This is a genomic window from Paenibacillus sp. H1-7, from assembly GCF_022354825.1.
Lineage (GTDB): Bacteria > Bacillota > Bacilli > Paenibacillales > NBRC-103111 > Paenibacillus_S.
In genome coordinates, this window is record NZ_CP031168.1 from 6943754 (window position 1) to 6962545 (window position 18792).

The window sequence follows — 18792 nt, forward strand, 5'->3', positions numbered from 1 at the left end:
CCCTGCATATAAAGTAAACGCTTCACATATACTAACATACTTTTTTTTATTCGAACAAACTTTTTGTTTGACAATCCGTTGGTTTATGTTACTATCGTTCTCATAACGACACCAACTTATCGCGGAAAGGGAGGGCCACTCGAACATGGAGAACATCCGGGACGAATCGGAGTTTCTGAACAGCCTGGTGAAAGGCATTGCCGCCCAGTTCGGCGACAACTGCGAGGTCGTGCTGCACGACTTGACCGGCTCTTACGAAAGCACGATTCGGGCTATCGAGAACGGTCACATTACAGGCAGAAAGGTAGGCGATCCGGGGACGAACCTTGGCTTGGAGCTGCTGCGGGGCAATCATGTGGACGGCAACAAATTCAACTATGTCACGCAAACGAAGGACGGCCGCATTCTCCGCTCTACTTCGATCTATATGAAAAATAGCGAGGGCAAAACGATCGGTGCCTTGTGCATCAACTTCGACATAACGGAGCTGATGGTCGCCGAGAAGACGCTTCACTCGCTTACATCCACGGGACTTCAGACAGAAGTGAAGGAATCGTTCGTCAGCAATGTGAGCGATCTGCTCGATGCGCTTATTCAGGAGGCTCAGGAGCAGGTAGGTAAGCCGGTCGCCGTCATGACCAAGGAGGACAAGATGCGGATGATTCAGCTGCTGGACCGCAAAGGCGCTTTCCTGATCAAGAAGGGCGGCGAGAAAATTTGCGGCTATTTGAATATATCCAAATACACCCTCTATAACTATTTGGAAGAAGGCAAAACATTATCCGAAGCCGAAGGGAATGAAGAGTAGATGAACAACGGTTCAGCACCGCTTTTCGTACCGGAAACTCCTTGTATTATCATCCATGAAGCCATCATGGAGCGCAACATCGAAGCGATGGCGGAAACCGCGCAGCGTAATCAGGTGCAGCTGCGGCCTCACGCCAAGACGCACAAGATGCCTCACGTCGCCAAGCGGCAGCTAGGAGCCGGAGCCTCGGGCATAACCGTGGCCAAAGTATCCGAGGCCGAAGTGATGGCGCAGCACGGCATCTCGAATATTTTCATTGCTTATCCGCTCGTGACTCCATCCAAAATCGAGCGGGCCATCGCGTTAAGCCGGCAGATCGACCTGATTCTCGCGGTCGACAGCGACGAAGGCGCGAGCCGCTTGTCGCAGCTGGCCGGCCAGCACGGCCACACGCTGAATGTGCGGCTCGAAATCGATACCGGGCTGCGGCGTACGGGGGTCCTGTACGACGACGCATTGGCCCTCGCATCGCGCATCCACGCGATGGAGCATCTGCGGCTGACCGGGATCTATACGTTCCGCGGCGCGCTGATGAACAAGAAGCCGACTCTCGATCTAGAGGCGGCGGGCATCGAAGAAGGCCGCATCATGGTGGAGCTGGCCGACCGGATGCGCGCGCTGGGGATTCCCATCGCGGACGTGAGCGTCGGCTCCACCCCAACGGGAGCATACGCCGCGACCGTGAAGGGCGTCACCGAAATCCGGCCGGGAACGTACGTGTTCCAGGACCGGATGCAGGCGAGGTTCGGCGTGTGCGGCCTGGGGGATTGCGCAGGCAGCGTTCTTGTAACCGTTGTCAGCCGCCCTGCGGCGGACTTGGCTGTTGTCGACGGCGGCAGCAAGACGTTCGCCACCGACGTGCAGCCGAACACAGAGCCGCTGCTGCTTCAGGGCTTTGGCCATGTCGTCGGCCTCGAGGACGCCGTGCTGGAGCGGCTGTCCGAGGAGCACGGCATGATGCGCCTCGGCCCTGAAGCGCAAGCCGCCAATTTGAAGGTAGGCGACCGGCTTTATATTATTCCGAATCATATTTGCAGCACGATCAATCTGCATAATCAGGTGCTGTTCCTGCGGGGCGAAGCCTTCGAGCCCGTACCGGTTCTGGGCCGGGGCAAGCTGGAATAAGAGCGGGCCGGAAGGCTGCGCCGTCAGCTTCGGCATCGGTACCGGTTTTGATCACGGTCTTGGCTCTGGCTCCGGCTTCGCCTTCCGTCCTGGTCCTGACTCTGACTCTGGCTTCGATCCTGCTTCAGCTCCGACTCTGACTCTGGCCGTGATCTCATTCTCATTTTTTCATTCTCAGTCACCACTTCGGCATCTTTTTTAACCAAGCCTAATCAACGTGCATTGATACTTAACCTCAAGGAGGGTTCCTACGTCATGCTCGATCTGCTATTGAAAAACGGGCGCATCGTCGACGGTACCGGCAATCCGTGGTTTATCGGCGATGTCGGCGTCAAGGACGGACACATTGCCGCCGTCGGCCAAATTCATCAGGAAGCCCGCGAAACGCTGGACGTCCATCATCAGGTCATTTCCCCCGGCTTTATCGACGGTCATTGTCATTCCGATCTGATGATCTTCGACCATCCGCTGAGCGAGATTAAACTGCGCCAAGGGGTCACCACCGAGGTGGTCGGCAACTGCGGCCTGGCTCCCGCGCCTTTTGTCAAAGAAAAAGCGGAGCTGCTGCAAAGCTACGTCCAGCCGGTGCTGGGCAAAACCTCGTGGGAATGGCCGTGGGAGACGGTGGAGCAGTATATGGACTCGCTCGCCAGCTCCCGCCCTTCAGAGAACATCGCCACTTATGTGGCCCACGGCGCGCTGCGCATCGCGGTCATGGGCTTCGCCAACCGTCCTGCGACGTCTCAGGAGCTGATCCGGATGAAGCATTTGCTCGAGCAAGGGCTCAAAGCCGGAGCGATCGGCTTCTCCATCGGTCTGCTGTACGCTCCGGGGAGCTACACTTCCAAGGAAGAGATCGCCGAGCTGTGCTCCGTGCTGCCCAAGTACAACGGGCTGTTCTCCACCCATATTCGCGGCGAGGGCAACAACCTGATCCCTTCCGTGAAGGAAGTGATCTGGATCGCCGAGAAAGCCGGCGTCTCGCTGCACATCAGCCACTTGAAGGCGGCGGGCAAAATCAACTGGGGCAAAGTGCTCGAGGCGATGGAGCTCATCGAGGAAGCCCGTTCGCGCGGACTCGATGTGACGTGCGACGTCTACCCGTACAACGCCGGGTCGACGACGCTGACAACAGTGCTGCCGCCATGGGCGCTGGAAGGCGGCATCGAAGCCGTGCTGGAGCGGTTCCGGGATGCAGGCTTACGCAAACGGATCCGCGAGGAGCTCGGGCAGGAGCAGAAGGATTGGGACAACCTCGTCTGCTCCACCGGCTGGCAGAGCGTCTACATTTCCGCCGTGCATAATGAAGCGAACCGCCATTTGGAAGGCAAGCATCTCGCCGAGATCAGCGAGGAGCGCGGTCAGCATCCGGCGGACTGCATGATGGACCTGCTTCTGGAGGAGCTGGGACGCATCTCCATCGTCTACTTCCATATGTCCGACGATGACGTGAAGCAGGTTGTCGGCTACGAGCGGTCGCTGATCGCATCCGACAGCCTGACGTGCGAAACCGGCAAGCCGCACCCGCGCTTGTACGGCACCTTCCCCCGCGTCTTCGCCAAATATGTGCGCGAAGACAAGGTGCTCACGCTGGAACAGGCCGTGCGCAAGCTGACCTCGTTCCCCGTGCAGCGGTTCAAGCTCGGCAAGCGCGGCCTGCTTGTGCCGGGGTATGCCGCGGATATTGCCGTGTTCGATCCGGATACGATCCAGGATCACGCCACCTTCGAGAACCCTCGGCAATATCCTTCCGGGATGCTGCATGTATGGGTCGGAGGCAAGTCGACCCTGGCCGGTGAACGCCATACGCAGGCGCGCGAAGGCAGCCTGATCCGCGCGCATCATTGCTGCAGCCACGGATAAGGCGCCAGGCTGGCACCTTGCAATGGTTCCGATCCGGCGGGTTGCCGCCAGCCGGGAATTGATCGATCGCCACGCAGCGTTCGCTTGGGATTCGCTCGCGTAGACGTGTGTAGTCACATCATTCGATCTATGCCTGCCCCTGCCGATGTTATCAAAATCAAGCATTGCCCTGCCATTGGAACGTCTTAACCGCCTGAACATTCGACCGTAAGCTTTTTTCGCAACATATACATTCACAAACCGCACGGCAGATTCGATCCTAACCTTAACCATTACTATAACCTTATCCCTGCTTAATCCTATATGTATACGGAGGTAATAAACCATGAGCAAAATCGAGCAAAGACTGCAGGAGCTGGGCATCGTCCTTCCCCCATCGCCGGAGCCGCGCTTCACTTATATTCCGTGCAACCGTACCGGCAATCTGATTTATTTGTCCGGCCAGGACTGCCGCATTAACGGAGAGCTTATGTACGAAGGCAAAGTAGGCAGCGACCTTACGATCGAGCAGGGACAAGAAGCCGCTCGGCAAGTCATTATTAACTGTCTGGCCGTCATGAAGGGATACTTGGGCGATCTGGACCGCGTGGTCAAAATCGTCAAGCTGCTCGGCTTCGTCAACAGCGCGCCGGGATTCGGCGACCAGCCTTACGTGATGAACGGCGCCTCCGACCTGCTTGTGCAGGTATTCGGCGAGAACGGCAAGCATGCCCGATCCGCCATCGGAACAAGCGACCTGCCGTTCCACACGCCGGTGGAAATCGAAATTATCGCTGAAATCCGCGATTAATCTATCCCCTGCGCCGCTGCATGCCTCAGCATGAGAACCGCCAAAAGGAATAGCTTCGATACGCTTATCTTTTCACTTTACAGATACCGTGGTTTAACTTACCTAATTGGCAAAAAAGCCCGGCCAGCCGTCTATTTAACGGCTAGCCGGGCTCTTCTTTTACTGCCCTTTGCTTATCCAGAACGTAACGCGTGAGCCTCTCTCGGCCGTCGCATTCGGCTGAAGATCCTGCTTGAACACCTTGCCCTGCGCCATCTCGTTCGGCTCCAAAACAAAGCTGTAGCGCAGCCCTGCCGCCAGCGCCGCTTTTTCCGCCTCGGCCTGCGTCATACCGATCAGGTTCGGAACCTGAGTCGGCCCCTGATCGGTGGCCGCTCCGTTATCCGGCTTCGGCGTTTCCTTCGGCTTATCCGGCACAGGCGTAGCACTCGGTGTCGGCTTGGCATCGGCAACTGGCGGACTGGTCTCCGTAGCCGGAGCGCTCGGAACATACCCTTTATCCGGCCTTAGCACCTCGAACAGCCCCATGAGAATGAGCACGGAGCATACCCCGATGACGACGACGGCACCGCCGATCAGCAGCAGCCTTTTCATCATGCCCCCGACCGTAAACCGTCTCGGCTCGTCTTCTTCCTCCTCATCCTCCTCGTCCGGCTCTGGCGGAGGCGGAGGCGCCGCCTGCTTCCTCGGCTGCACCGGTTCCTCCGAAAAGGAAGGAGCGGATTTCGTCATAGCGGAGACAGGCCTTCTCACCGCTTCCGGCTCCTGTGCCCGTACAGGCTCCCTCGTGCCCCGTACGATCACAATGCGTGCGAGCTGTGCGATAAACAATTTGAGCGGCACATCTTCTGCCGCTACTTGACGGATCAGGGAGACGAGCACATCTCTTTGCTCGCCTGGAATTTGCCGCAGCGCTTCCTGCGCGGCCGGATCGTCCATTGTTACTACCGGCCCCGTACTTTTACCGGCGATCAGCTGCAGCAGCAGGCCGACGAGCCCCTTTGTTCCGCGCTGCGCCGCTTGTCCTTGCTCCCAATAATTCATAATGACCGGATGCCCTTCCGGATCGATCCATATGTTGTCCGCGCTGATGGAGAATCCGACGATACCTTCCTCCAACGCCTTCTGCATCCCCAAAGCAAGCTTATAGACGATGGTCAGCTTCTCCTGGAAAGAGAGCATTCCGCCTGCTATGACCTCATATAACAGCGTGCCGTTGCACGGCTTCAACACAGCGACCAGCCGGTTCGACGAATGATTAAACCCCATGTCCAATATATGAATGAAGCTCCGGTCGGTGAACTGGGATGCCTCTCCCAGCATTTCCGTATACGCCTTAGTGAACGCGTCATCCTGGCTATCCACGGCGTACAGAATCACTTTGCGATTCAGCGACAAATCCTTCCCCATATAAACCATTCCGCTTGCCAGCGGCAAAATCGGTTTCTCCGGCAAATATCTCTGCTCCATACGGTCTTCCATCAAGCCTACCCCCTTGTATCTCTATCCCGAATGCTTTGCAATACCGGTCAAATCGAATCCATACCGATCGACACCGCGGCATTCAGGCCAACCCTAACCATTCTTACTCATATAGTTCGGACTTTAGTCCGGATTTTTGCTGATATAGGGTGAAATCATCCAAAAAATAATGCTCCGCCAGCCCGCTCTACCTGAATCACAACAAACCTTTCCAGCTTCGGATGCATCCCGTTAGGGGCTAGACTCAACAGTCGGCGGGGCTCCCGTTATCTCCTTTATTCCCCATTCCCCCCCTTTCAACACGCCCTTGCAAAGAAGGTCATCTTAAATATTTACCCTTATCATTATAATACGAAACGGCAAAAAAGCCGATTTTCGCGAAAAGCGACCATCGGCTTGCACTATTGAACTAATTTTACAGGTTCCAGAAACGGTCAACCATAGGCGCGTATTTCTCATACATTTTGCGCGATACGGCTGCGGCATCCCCTGAAGGGTCCAGGGAGAAATCCTCCGTTCCTTTCATCCAGCTGAACTCCCATTTGCGGATATCGCTGTCAAAATCCTTTTGGCTGAACGTATCCGGATTATCGATAGCGGCCTCCAGCTTGGCGGCGAATTGTCTCCACCGTTCCAGATAGTAGCTGGTCATGATGCCGGACCACTGCTTGTGCGCGTAATCGTCAAAAGTAACCTCCGGCCACCAGGTGGAGATGATCGTACGGGCGTTGAATTCATGCAGCGCCGTCTCCTCCTTATTGGTTCCCCACTTCTTCGCCCGGTTCACCCATGGCCCGGTAAGAAAATGAACGTTCGTCGCGAGCAGCTCCTCCATATCGATCATCAGCGCTTCGAATGCGCTCCAATACTCGTTGAACTGCTCGCGGTCGCCGGCGCGGAACGACTTGATCATGTTCAAGTGCAGCGGCCTCGAGATGTCGGACAGCACCTGACGGCCCACGTTTACCAGGTCGTACTGGTAATTTTTGGATTCTGCCAATTCATCTCCGCCTGCCAACAACCGCTCCCACGCACGAAGCAGCACCCGCACATCGTAAAAAGGGACTACCGTTCCGTTGCACGTCCGCCGGATTTCCAGCTTCGGTCTGGCGCACACAACGGTTTCATAGTTCGAATTTTTGGAGTAGACCGACCGCCGGAGCAGCTGCCACGCTTCCACTGCCGATTCACTGCCGTTTCCATAACGGCGCTGCAAATAGTCCTCCACCCACTCCTCCATGTCAGGTGCTTCCGTCCGCCATACCATTTCGCTCAACAAATCGTAAAATACCGGGTTTTCCTCGATCGCTTCGGGAGCAAATCCGATCCCTGCCATATCGCCCTTCCCCGGATCGTGAAGCGCCTGCGCCGGGCCTTGCGCCACCATCTCCAAATCGCCGAACATCCCGTTGCGGCCGCCGAAATTATGCAGCATGCACCATACCCACGGCTTGTCGTAGAAGGCATGGGTCTGCTTCCACTTGGCGTTATTCTCAGCATATAAGTCCAGCATCAGGAGATGCTCCCTAGGGAGCGAGGTCACAATCGGCTCGGACATCGACCAGCTCTGCATAACCCAGACCCCGTCCGGATCGTGGTTCAGCATCGATTGGCAGACTGCCTTTGCAGACTCCGTCACATATTCCGTCGAAGAGTCGGGAGAGCTGCCCTCATGGAACAGGTCCATCGCATATAAATGATCCGTGCCGTAGAGCTTTTCCTGCTCCTCGTAAAATATTGATGCAGCTTCGTCAAACAACGGATCGCGCGGATCGAGGAAATGGACGCCCCTCATGCCGAACCACGACTTCAGCTGCATAATGTTCGCTTCGGGACGCTTCTGCCGCAAGGCCGCCGGAACATGACCGTAGAACCCGGCGAGCACCGGCGTCATGCCGAATTCCCGCTCGCGTTCAAGAATCTGGAGCTGGAGCTCCTTCTGCCCGTCGATCCAGCTTTGCGGAAGCGGGCCTGCCATACCGTCTACGTTCCCCATATAATGCCAGGCCAAATAAGCAGGTCCTGTCAAATGCTTGAGCATTTCCTCATCCGACAGCCCCAGTCTGTTCCCGGCCGCCATCCAGACCGCTTCCTGTCCGGTTACGGCAAGAGGCATATTGATCCCGTGCAGAGCCAACCAGTCGATCTCGCGCTCCCACCGCTTCCAGTCCCACCAAGTCATCGAGTAATTAAATGTGCAAAAATTGTACATATAGCGGTGGCGGTAAGGCGTCGCTTTCCGAACCGCTTCCGCCTGCGGCAGCCGGTCAGGCAGCGACAACTGATCGCCTGACCACGATATGTGCGCGTTGCAGCTGTATTTCAAATACCAGTGGAGCGCGGAGGCAAGGCTGATGCCGTTAGAACCTCTAAGAACAATCCGCTTGCCCCTGTTCTCGATTTCAAACACATCGCGTCCTTGGTCCTGGCCGATCTCCTCCAAATCGAACTGCTCCCGGTACGCCGGCCCGAGCAGCCGGCTCACCAGTCCGCTTACAACCTCTTTATGGAAAGAATTCTTTGTTACAGCTTCCGTCATGAACGTTTCTCCTCCTGTTGGTTTGCATTAGAGCGATTAGACCGCAATACGATCAATAATCCTTGCTTCGGCTGCAGCGGTATCGCTTGCAGCGATTCAAGCGGCAATGACTCTTGAATATGTTGAATCGCCGGCGCTTCGAACGATACCAGCTCGCGGCTCCAGCCGAGCTGCTCCCAATCGATTTGCAGCGAGCATTCGACGGGCTCCTCCGCCCAGCTCGCCAGCGCGATTAGCATTTGCTCCGGCTTGCGGTATACCGTGGCCGCTACATCGTCCCGATCCGGGTGCACCGGATTGTCCGGATGCCAGTAGCCGAGCATTTGCGCTTCCGCAATCCCTAGCTGATCCCACAGCTTCCAGAGATACTCCGGACTTTGGCCGATCCAGCCGAGCCGGTTCGACATGCCGAATACCATACCGCGCCACGGATTGCCCTGACCGAGCATTTCTCCCATTAAGCCGAATGGAATGCCGCTGATTTCCACGAGCCAGTAATCGGGGCTAACCTCGTTGTATTTGAAGCCCTCTCCGATCCACAGGCTGTCGAGATATGGGAACAGCTCCATATACAAATTGGCGTTGTTGACAAAGCCCGCCCGTTCGTTCATATGGTTCCATGTGTGGAAATCGATAAGCGAGCCGGGCTTCGCCCGATCCAGCACTTTGCGGGCGCGGCGCATGGTGAAGCGGTCGTATGCGGTATCGTCGATGTATATACCGTCGATTCCGACATGCTCCGTCAGCCATTTGAGACCTTCCACGTAGTAATTGGCCAGCCGGGAAGTACCGTCCGTAAGAATAGCCGCATCGATGTTTCCGGCATGCTTTCCTACCTTAAATTCGTGCTTCCATGCGGGAATGACATCGTCGCCCAGATGCTTTCGAACCCATTCAGCGGCGTCGCCCTGCCATAAGGAAGTGGTCACATCCGGATTCGGGCGCGGGAACACTTCGTCGCTCAAGCTCCGGAGAGCCTTTAATTCGATCATATGATCGCTCATTTCCCGAACCGTGTAATACAGCTTGACCTTAAGCTCTTTATCGTGCGCTTCCTCAACGAAGCGGGTAAGGCTCTCCGTCTCCAGGAACGGATAATTAATGAACGGATGAGCATCCGCTCCATGATGAACGTTGATGATATTGGCTCCGCTCGCCAGCGCTTCCTCCTGCCAGGCGTTCATTAACGCCTTGCCCTCCAGCCGATGGTAATACCGGTTGCTCCAATGAGCGGACATATCGATCGGCTTCAGCGGCGTGATCATCAGGTCGAAGTGAAAGCGAAGCTCTACTCCCTTTCCGACCGTCCGGTCTCCGCTATACGCCCGGAATAGTACGGCGCCGTCTTGGCGGAGGAGCCTGACGCCCCCTTTGCCCTGGTTATGCCAGCTGTCCGGGACCGTGAGCGGGCGGTGCTTATAATAAATATTGACGAACGGCCTGCGCCCCTCATGATCGAGGAGGCGGCAGCGAAGTCCGGCATTGACGTCGCCGATCCACATGGCATGCTGATGCTTGGACGCGTCCCATTTCCAATCGAACGCTTCCGGAAGGAATCCGCCCTTGTGCCCCAATCCCATCCCGTAACGGGCAATATCCGGAGCGAAAGGGATATCGAGGCGAATATCACGGACACGAACGTCCTCTTTCGCCTTCAGGGTCACTTCAAAGCGGGCGAATCCGTCGAATTCGAGCTCGCCACGGCAGCTCATCTCCCACAACTCGCTGCCGCTTTGTGCAGCCCATCCGACACGGCTGTCCGTTTGCCGTTCGATTCGAAAATCATTGCCGATCCAGACGGCCTCCCCGTCATCGCTTTCGACTACGAGCCGGATCCGCTCCGCGAGAACCGGGCGCCCGGCTTCTACGAGCCCGTCTACAGCGCTGTTGAACCGGCTTACGATCGATTCGGGAAAGCCTTGCTCGTCAAGCGTCATTTCCCTGCCGAGACACCCTGCCGTCCGCCCTTCCCAAGTTACCGGGGTATACGGCGCCGTAACCTCCTCGTCTATCGCTGCATCCGAGTTCAGCCACCGCAGACGGGAATGTCTCCACATCTCGCTGTCCCCTGCATCGTCCAACGGCTCCCCTGCCACGGTGAGCGTAACGGTAAGCCGCTTGCTTATGCCGCCAGCCGTAAAAGTCCATTCTCCGGTGTATCGGTCCGCAGACGCATCAATCGGGAGAGTGATGCCGATCCACAATGACTGCACGCCGCCCTGCCCGACGGCAACCGTCTTCTTGAACGGCTGTCCGTAGGCATCTCTGCCTTCCAGCGCGTAGCATTCAACCCCCGAAGCGTCAATACGCGTTCCTTGTCCGGACACCAGGTCCGAAAAGTCGGCCTGTACGCAGTCCACGGAACAACGGGCCGCGTACAGCACCAGTTGCAGCGCGTAGCACTCGCCCGGCCGAGCAGTGGCGGCAAACTCTTTCCGGCCGGAACGCTCCATCCAATCCACCGGCATATCCTGGAGTGTCAGTACAGGCCGGTCGCGCTCCACCGCAACCCAATACAAATCGGCTTGTGCTTCTTGCCCGATAAGCTGCTGATCTCCTAAGCCGTTTTCCTTTTGTACCACTTGAATATTCACTCCTAACCTGAGTCATTCTTTGCAGCGCCATTTTATTTGGAGGCTGATTCGATAGCTTTGTTGGCCTCCTCCTCAGCCTTCCTCAATGCGGTATTAATGTCTTCGCTTTCGGACAGAACGCGCGTCAGAGCGTCATTCACCGGCTTACTTGCCAATCCTTCGTTAGCCGAAGGGGCGGGTCTTTGGGCAAAGCCGGTCTTGAAAATAGCTTCCAGATGCTTCCCTTTTACACTCTCGAAGCTTTCTCCGAAGTGCTGAAACACTTTATCGCTGCGCAAGACCGGCGCTCTGCCGATTTTGGCGAATTCGGATTGGACTTCCTCGGAAGAGGCGACATAGGACATAATTTGGTACACCAAATCCTTGTGCTCGCTCATGTCGGACATGACCATGACGTGAACATCCGGCATCGAATGAACACCCGGCTTATCAGTGAATACAGGCGATGTAACGAGATCCCAGTTCATCGGATTGCCCGCCTTATGCGCTTCCTCCAGCGGAATCAAGCCGTCCGTCGTCCAATAGTCGTACATGGCGAGCGATCGGTTTTTGAAAAAAGCATCCGAATTCGCCTTCGTCAAATCCATGCCCGGAATGGTCTGAATCTGCTTCAAAAATTGAAACAGCCGCTGGTACCCGTCGGAGTTCACCGCCGCTTTGTTCGTTTTCGGATCGACCTGCAGCAAGGATAATTGCCCTGCCAGATGTCCCAGCGATCCCGGCTGAAGCCCCATATACTGCACTCCGTCGTTAGAAACCGTCAGCTTGCGGGACAATTCCACCGCCTGCTCCCAAGTCATATCGTCCTTAGGGTAAGGAACGCCGAACCGGTCGAACACATCCTTGTTATAAAACAGCACCTTCGGGTTTTTGTACATCGGCAAACCGGCGAATTGGAGAGAAGGGAAGCTTTTGAACATATCCATAATCGGCTTATCGAATTTCATTTCATCGAACTTTTCCTTTTGCATCATGGGCCCGATATCGCCGACTACCTTCAGATCGATCAAGCTCGGGATGGAAGAGTAAGAGGTCACAATAAGATCCGGAACATATCCTGAGGTCAGCCGTTCCTGGTATTTTTTTTCGTTCAATCGTTCCAAGGTTACGTGAGGGAACTTCTTTTGGATCGGCTTGACGAAGATGTTGTCCCACTGCTCATCGGAAAACGTAATAACGCCTAGCACCTTCAAAGTGACGGGTTTAGGGGGGCTGTTCTCACCGGTGCTTTTCTCTGTATCCCCCTTGCCTCCTGTTGAAGTACATCCTGCAACCGTTAGTACAACCATAACCGCCATAATCATTAACAGCCTGAACGATCGAATCATGCTCCATCTCCCCTTTTAGTTCGAATTCCATCTCCTTGCAATCCCATTCTAAGGATTCTGTTGTATAATGGCTTTACATAAACTAAACAAAGTTCCCGCAAATTTCCCATTTTCTGGAGGGACTTATGAGTCTGATCCATCAAAACCGGCTTCTGAAACACTATTTGTCCAATATGCAAACGACGGTGACCTCCGCCAGTTTTGTGAAAGTTCCGCGCAGCTGGGGCAACATGAGCTTTGTTCCCGAGCTTCATAAATTTTATTTTATTTTGGATGGAGAAGGCTGGCTCAACATTAACGGTCACGAATTCAGCCCCAGACCCGGTCAATTATTTTTGATTCCTGCCGGTGTTCCTCAAGGTCATGGAACGATCAGCGATCATACGTATGTAAAATATTTTTGCCACTTCACGGCCTCCGTCGGCGATATGAGCCTGCTAGACATCCTCCAGACCCCTTATTTCATAGAAGTCCACGATGACATGGACCGTGTGAAAAAGCTGTTCCAGGACCTGATGAATTACTTTAAAAGTCCCGATCTCATCGCCGTCTGGAAAGTAAAGTCGATCCTGTTCGAGCTGCTGCATTATTTTATCGGACATGCGGGGATTGAGAAGGTGAATTTGACGGGGGCGCTGTCCCACGAGAAGATGGAGATTGTGGTGAAATATATCGAGGAGCATCTGTCCGAGCCTATAACGATGAAGGAGCTTGTATCGCTGGTTCACATGAACCCCCAATACTTCAGCCAATTGTTCAAGTCGATGCTCGGCTTGTCGCCGGTCCAGTACATTCACGAGCTCAGGATGCAGAAGGCCAAAAAACTGCTGACCACCACCTCCTTGTCGGTAACGGACATCGCTTCCGCCGTAGGGATCCAGCTTCACTATTTCAGCCGGCTGTTCAAAAACCAGTATGGCTTCTCTCCCCTGCAGTTTCGCATGATGTCCGGCACGCCGGCCAAGAAAGAGAACCTGACCTGAATCGGTCGGCTGCATAAAAAAGAGGGTATTCCTGAAGCCTCGAATACGGCTGCGGAATGCCCTCTTTGTAATGTAAAAGAAACCGTTCTTCGGTAAAGGGAGGAGGTATCACTCTGCCAAAACGGTTTGTTGATTATTCAAGATCTTATCGTTACTAAGAAGAAATGCGTTCAAATCGCGTAGTATCCCATACGACTCGTTAATCCCGATGATCCCTGGCATGTTCACGCGTTGGCCTGCCGATAACGATGCGATCGGACACAGGATCCGTTATTTTGGAAAAAACGCCCGAAATTTGCTGCTATCGGACACAGGATCCGTTATTGGTTATAAAATCCATGTTTTTCACTGATTTTGCACCCAATAACGGAACTACGGTCCGAAACACCTTGATTTTGGCTCTTTTTTGGTGTAATAACGGATCTACGGTCCGATCGATGGATTAACCGATCACTTCCCCAGCACCGGCCTGCTGCAGCAGTCGATAGTCCTTCTCGCAGCGCTTTCACTAATCGCTCCTTCTCCTTCGTGTCTATACAAATTGATCCCCTCCTCTCCCAACAGTTTCCTTGAGTCGAATCGCATCAGGTCTGGCAACCCCCTCGCTCTCTAAACCGTAGGGCTCAAGCTCGGCCGGCTGCCGTACAGAAGCTGCCCTTTGTAAAACACCGCTTCCCGCGGGGGGACGGAAGCCAGAGCATGCTGGATATTTTGCGCGTCGACCAGCATGAAGTCGGCGGATTGACCGGCCTGCGGGGTTAACGGCCGGTCCGTAATCAGCGAATACGTGCGCTGCAGCTGCCCGTCGGTAATCCAGCCGCACTTCTCCGCGAGACGGGAGGCCCGCTGGAGCATATCGCCGTTGCCGAACGGCGACCAGGAATCGCGAATGTTGTCCGTCCCCACCCGAAACGATACGCCTGCCGCAATCAGCTCGTCAGGGCGTGGCATCGGCCGGTCGATCGGAACGCTCGATATCATCGCCACTCCCGCTTCCCGCATGGCGGCCAGTGTATCGGCCGCTTCCCCGGCGGATACCATGCCGAGACAATACGCGTGGCTCACGGCAACGCGACCCTGCTTGTTCGACTGGCTCGTATAATCGGCTAACAGATCGATCGTATACAACCCGAGGTGACCCGGATCGTGCAGATGCAGATCGACCCCGGCGTCAAACTCCTCGCTCAGCTCGAACATCGCGTGGAGGCTGGCCTCTACCCGTTTATCGAGGCCTGCGGGATCGACTCCTCCGACCAGATCGGCACCGCTGCGCAACGCCTCCTTCATGATGCTGACGGAGCAGGATCGAAGCAGCCCTTGCTGCGGGAACGCGACGATTTCGATCTCCATCCGATCCCGCAGCTGCTCCCTCAGCCTAAGCACCGCCTCCAGATGGCTCAAGCCGATGTCGGGATCCACATCGACATGGGTCCGGATTTTGGTCGTTCCTTGTCTGCCCATCAGCTCAGCAAGCATCAGCCCTCTATCATGTACGGAGGTTTGCAGCGAGGCGAGCTGCTCCTTCTCGAACTTCAGCTGCCGGTCCAGTGTAACGAACGGCTGAAGCGGCTTCCACGGCTCTCCCAAAAAATGCTTGTCGAGATGGCAGTGCATATCGCTCAATGCAGGCAGATACAGTAAGCCTTCGGCATCCCAGACCGTATCTGCGCCTGTCGCTCGGGAGGCTCCTGCAGGAACTACTTCACGGATCGTCCCCTCCTCCAGCTGTAAATCAAACAGCTCATTGTTTATTTTGACGCGTTCCACGATACTCTTCACATCGATGTCCTCCGTTTCGTCTTCGTCCGATCAACCGCCCAAGTAGGCTTTGGCGATGTTGTCGTTAGCTTGCAGCTCCTGAGCGGGTCCGTGCATGACGAACGCCCCGTTCTCCAATACGTAAGCCCGGTCGGCAACCGCCAGCGCCTTACGGGCCAGCTGTTCCACCAGCACAATCGTCACGCCTTCTTCTTTCAACCCTTTTATCGTCTGAAAAATATCGTTCACTACAATGGGAGCCAAACCGAGTGAAGGCTCGTCGAGCAGCAGCAGCTTCGGCTTACGGATCAACGCCCGCGATATCGTCAGCATTTGCTGCTCGCCCCCGCTTAGCGTCCCTGCCGTCTGGTTCATTCGCTCCCGCAGACGGGGGAATCTCGCGAATATCGCTTCGAGCTCGCCGTTCCAGGTCGTTTTGGGGAATCGTTTGCGCTCCATGCTGAGCCCCATTTTGAGATTTTCGAGGACGGTGAGTGCTCCGAACACTTCCCTGCGCTCAGGTACCAGCGAGACACCTTCGGCAAACGTCCGGTAGGCCGGGAGGGAGGCGATGGATGCATCCCCCAGCATAATGCTGCCTGAAGAAGGCTTCACCATGCCGATGATCGCGTTCATCAGCGTCGTTTTTCCCGCCCCGTTGGAGCCTATGACGGCAACCGTCTCCCCCTGCCGCACTTCCATGCTGACTCCCCGGAGAGCGTGAACCGCATCGTAGCGCACATGCAAATCGGATATATTAAGCATCGTGATCCTCCTCGCCCAAATACGCCTGAATGACGCGCGGATTACGGCCGATTTCCTCCGGACTTCCTTCCGCAATAATGCTCCCGTAATCAAGCACCGTAACCTGGTCGGAGATTCGGGTGACGAAGTCCATATGATGCTCTATTAAAAGGATGGACAACCCGGCCGATTTTAATCTGCGGATGACGGCTTCCAGCTGGCCGATTTCCCCCGCCGTCATCCCGGCCGCAGGCTCATCGAGCAGCAGCACGCGCGGACGGACAGCCAAGGCGCGGGCGATTTCGATCATGCGCTGATGGCCGTACGGAAGCGAAGCGGCTTTCTCCGAGCGATCCCCTTCATAGCCGACCAGATCCAGATAAGCGTGGGCCCGTCGCCGGATTACGGCCTCCTTCTTCTTTGCTCCGCCGGTTTGCAGCAGAGAGGAGAAGAATCCCGGACTCGCCTCATTCGTCATCGCCACCATAATATTTTCCAGCACAGTCAGCTCACCGAACAGCCGCGTATGCTGAAACGTCCTGGAAATGCCGGCGCCAACCACTTGCGCCAGCGTCCGCCCGCTTACGGTATGGCCTTGAATTTGAACCGTGCCGGCATCTACAGGATAAAATCCCGAGATCATGTTCAGCACGGTTGTTTTTCCCGCGCCGTTAGGTCCTATCAGCGTATGCACCGTTCCTGCATAGACGTCGAAGCCGACGTCCCTGACTACATGCAGCCCTCCGAAATGCTTGTTCAGGCCTTTGACCTGCAGTACCGGTGCGGAGCCTGAAGCAGCGGAGCCTGCGGATGCATACGGCAGCAGCTCCTTCACCGACAGCGACGGTGCCGATACGGACGCGTCCCCGTTTCCGTCATCGGACGGTACGTCTGCTTTTGCCGGTACAAGACGGCGCAGCAGAGGAAGCAGCGTCCCGGCTATCCCTTTTGGCAGAAAATACAGCACCACGAACATGATGACACCGTACAAAGCGAGACGCAGCTTCTCGAGCTCCAGCACCTCCGGCAGCATCACGATAATAACTGAGCCGATGACCGGCCCGAGCAGCGTGCCCGCACCGCCAAGAATAACGACAAGCACCAGCTGGATCGACATATGGAAGCCGAAGGTGTCGGGGCTGATGAAGCTGTTGGCGTGAGCGTAGATGGCTCCGGCCAACCCGGCCAATACCGAGCTGAGCGCAAATCCCGCATACTGGATTCGGAAAGGACGGATTCCTACGGATAACGAAGCAATCTCATTCTCCTTGACCGCAATCATCGCCCTGCCCCAAGCGGAACGGCGCACGTTACGCAGCAGCATTACCGCACCGGCGGCAAGGAGAAGGACAAGCTCATACATCGAGGTTAGCGTGAAGGAATAATCGCCCAGCTGCGGCTTGGCTATGCCGGAGATCCCGAGCGGCCCGCCCGAGAAAGCACTCCATCGGACCAGCACCTCGTTGATGACGATACCGAACGCAATCGTAATCATCGACAGGAAGACGCCGCCGGCGCGCAGCGTCGGGATAGCGAACAAGCTTCCCAGCACTAGCGCCAGCGCCATGCCGAGGAGAGTCGTCAGCCAGAAGGACAATCCGAAATGCTGACTAAAATACGCCGAAACGTAAGCGCCTGTCGCCATAAGCCCGGCATGGCCTATGGACACGACGCCGCAATAACCGATCAGAATGTTCATTCCAACCGTGATGATGATATAAATGCCGATCATATACAGGATGTTGATATAATAGCTGCTTAAAAACAACGGAGCCGTCATGAGCAATGCCAGCAGAGGAACGAGCACTGCCAGTGCGGAAGGAAAGCGCACCGCCCTTGGCACGCTGCGGCGTTTGAGAGCTGCTTCTGTTTTCATTGTGTTCACTTCTCCTTCCCGCTACACCTTCACAACCGGTTTGGTGCCGAACCAGCCGGTCGGCTTCACATACAACACGAGGATGACAAACAAATAGATGATGATTTCCCGGAAATCCGAGGAAATGAACTGCGCGACCGCGACCTCGGCTAGCCCCAGCGCAAGGCCGGAAATGACGATACCCTTGGCGCTGTTGAGACCGGCCAATATCGCAACGGATATTGCCTTCAGCCCGAGCGACAGGCCGATGGAAGCGGACACCGCGAAGTTCGTCGCCATCATCGCGCCTCCGAGGCCGCCCAGAATCCCGCACAGCATGTAGGCTGTTGCGACCACTCTGTGGCTGTTGATGCCGACCAGCTCGACAGCGGTACGGTTATCTGCCGTCGCGCGGAGCCACAGACCCCAATGCGAATATTTGTAAAAATAAGCCAGTCCGGCAAAAAACAGCGCCGCCACCGGGATGAAGATCAGCTCCTTCCAATACACGCCGGCTCCGAACAGCCGGACGATCTCCTCCCCGGCCGGGGACGGAACGACCCGTTCGTCCGGTCCCCACAGAAATTGGGCGACGTCCTGAATGATGATGCCCGCTGCAATCGTGCTGAGCACCCATCCGACGGAGGAAGGGTCCGTGGCAAACTTGCGGACCGCCAGCCTTTCCATCACGATGCCCAGCACCCCAACGATAATGCCCGTCAGCAGCAGGGCGGGGATGAACGGGATGCCGCTTTTTACCGTAAAGCTGTACATCAGCATGCCGCCCAGCATGACGAGCTGCCCCTGCGACATGTTCAAAGTGCCGTTAACGACGTACGTCAAGCTGTAGCCTAGAGCGATGAGCGCATACAGGCTGCCGATGGCGACTCCGCTCAGCAATATTTGTACCAGAGTAGACATGA

13 protein-coding genes are annotated in these 18792 nt (G+C 55.9%); 5 read left to right on the forward strand and 8 right to left on the reverse strand.

Annotated features, from left to right (window positions below; all coding sequences use genetic code 11):
- Positions 1-145: 145 nt before the first annotated feature.
- From DVH26_RS30560 to DVH26_RS30575, 4 genes are all read left to right on the forward strand, one after another.
- On the forward strand, positions 146-808 hold the full coding sequence (locus DVH26_RS30560; protein ID WP_239628894.1) for a helix-turn-helix transcriptional regulator: 663 nt from the start codon (positions 146-148) through the stop codon (positions 806-808).
- A complete protein-coding gene (locus DVH26_RS30565; RefSeq protein ID WP_239628896.1) occupies positions 809-1933 on the forward strand; it encodes an alanine racemase in 1125 nt (374 codons plus the stop codon).
- A 255-nt stretch (positions 1934-2188) separates the two neighbouring features.
- Positions 2189-3796 (forward strand): N-acyl-D-amino-acid deacylase family protein, encoded by a 1608-nt coding sequence (locus DVH26_RS30570; protein WP_239628898.1) that lies wholly within the window; start codon positions 2189-2191, stop codon positions 3794-3796.
- Positions 3797-4121: 325 nt separating this feature from the next.
- Positions 4122-4586: a RidA family protein gene (locus tag DVH26_RS30575; RefSeq protein ID WP_239628900.1), complete on the forward strand. Its 465-nt coding sequence runs from the start codon at positions 4122-4124 to the stop codon at positions 4584-4586.
- Between the two features lie 159 nt (positions 4587-4745).
- On the opposite strand, the gene DVH26_RS30580 is transcribed toward DVH26_RS30575, so the two are convergent.
- The 4 genes from DVH26_RS30580 to DVH26_RS30595 form a co-directional block, all read right to left on the reverse strand.
- Entirely contained in the window at positions 4746-6068 is a 1323-nt protein-coding gene (locus DVH26_RS30580) for a PASTA domain-containing protein (protein WP_239628902.1), read from the reverse strand.
- A 415-nt stretch (positions 6069-6483) separates the two neighbouring features.
- Complete coding sequence (locus DVH26_RS30585) at positions 6484-8607, reverse strand: alpha-N-acetylglucosaminidase (RefSeq protein ID WP_239628904.1); 2124 nt, start codon at positions 8605-8607, stop codon at positions 6484-6486.
- The gene (locus DVH26_RS30590) at positions 8604-11189 is read right to left on the reverse strand and encodes a glycoside hydrolase domain-containing protein (RefSeq protein WP_239628906.1); all 2586 of its coding nucleotides are present in this window, start codon (positions 11187-11189) and stop codon (positions 8604-8606) included. The genes DVH26_RS30585 and DVH26_RS30590 overlap by 4 nt, the downstream gene beginning before the upstream one ends.
- A gap of 44 nt (positions 11190-11233) precedes the next feature.
- Positions 11234-12529: an ABC transporter substrate-binding protein gene (locus DVH26_RS30595; protein ID WP_239628908.1), complete on the reverse strand. Its 1296-nt coding sequence runs from the start codon at positions 12527-12529 to the stop codon at positions 11234-11236.
- Positions 12530-12654: 125 nt separating this feature from the next.
- On the opposite strand from DVH26_RS30595, the gene DVH26_RS30600 reads away from it, so the two are divergent.
- Positions 12655-13512 (forward strand): helix-turn-helix transcriptional regulator, encoded by an 858-nt coding sequence (locus tag DVH26_RS30600; protein WP_239628910.1) that lies wholly within the window; start codon positions 12655-12657, stop codon positions 13510-13512.
- 609 nt (positions 13513-14121) lie between these two features.
- Here DVH26_RS30600 and DVH26_RS30605 read toward each other — a convergent pair.
- Genes DVH26_RS30605 through DVH26_RS30620 form a run of 4 tightly spaced genes read right to left on the reverse strand, consistent with a single transcriptional unit; the run spans position 14122 to position 18790 of the window.
- On the reverse strand, positions 14122-15291 hold the full coding sequence (locus DVH26_RS30605) for an amidohydrolase family protein (RefSeq protein ID WP_239628912.1): 1170 nt from the start codon (positions 15289-15291) through the stop codon (positions 14122-14124).
- 30 nt (positions 15292-15321) lie between these two features.
- A complete protein-coding gene (locus DVH26_RS30610; protein WP_239628914.1) occupies positions 15322-16035 on the reverse strand; it encodes an ABC transporter ATP-binding protein in 714 nt (237 codons plus the stop codon).
- Positions 16028-17890, reverse strand: coding sequence for a branched-chain amino acid ABC transporter ATP-binding protein/permease (locus DVH26_RS30615; protein WP_239628916.1), 1863 nt, complete (start codon positions 17888-17890; stop codon positions 16028-16030). The genes DVH26_RS30610 and DVH26_RS30615 overlap by 8 nt, the downstream gene beginning before the upstream one ends.
- 21 nt (positions 17891-17911) lie before the next feature.
- The gene (locus DVH26_RS30620) at positions 17912-18790 is read right to left on the reverse strand and encodes a branched-chain amino acid ABC transporter permease (protein ID WP_239628918.1); all 879 of its coding nucleotides are present in this window, start codon (positions 18788-18790) and stop codon (positions 17912-17914) included.
- Between the last annotated feature and the right edge of the window lie 2 nt (positions 18791-18792).